Below are 489 nucleotides of genomic sequence, written 5' to 3' on the forward strand. Positions count from 1 at the left end.
GTCTGTTCCACCAGGCTTACCTGTACCGTCATCGGCTTGATCGCGTTCTGGTTGTCAGACCAGTACGCGCCAGGCACGCTCAGCACCACATAGAAGTTGTCCCGCAGGCTGGAGGTCGAACGCTGCCTGTCCAGGCTTACGACCCACACCTGCGGCACGATGACTTGCACCGGCAAAGGCGTGGCCGCTGTGGCCCCCTCAGCCGTCGCCTCGATCTGCGTGGAACCCAACTCCAGGCCGCTCACACTGATGTATGCGTAGCTCTGTCCTGCAGGAATCGTCACCGTCGCAGGCGTCTCGCATATCTGCGCTGCCGCGCAACGCAGATTCACCGTCACCGCATCGGCCCCGTTGCCGACCACGCCATTGATCAGGCGCTCCACGTACAACTCGCTGCTGTAGCTGTACAGCCCCTTGCCCACGATCAGCTTGTCGCCGCCATACCGCGTGAGCTTCAGCGCCTGGTTTGCAGCCACCACGGTCTGCACC

The 489-nt window shown here is 62.8% G+C and carries 1 protein-coding gene; it reads right to left on the bottom strand.

Translation table 11 applies throughout. The features are described 5' to 3' along the window. Positions 1-489, bottom strand: a 489-nt coding sequence (locus IB269_RS28915) for a hypothetical protein (RefSeq protein ID WP_192368951.1), incomplete at both ends; no start/stop codon positions are given.

The sequence above is a fragment of the Delftia sp. DLF01 genome, assembly GCF_014852125.1.
GTDB classification, from domain to species: domain Bacteria; phylum Pseudomonadota; class Gammaproteobacteria; order Burkholderiales; family Burkholderiaceae_C; genus Comamonas; species Comamonas acidovorans.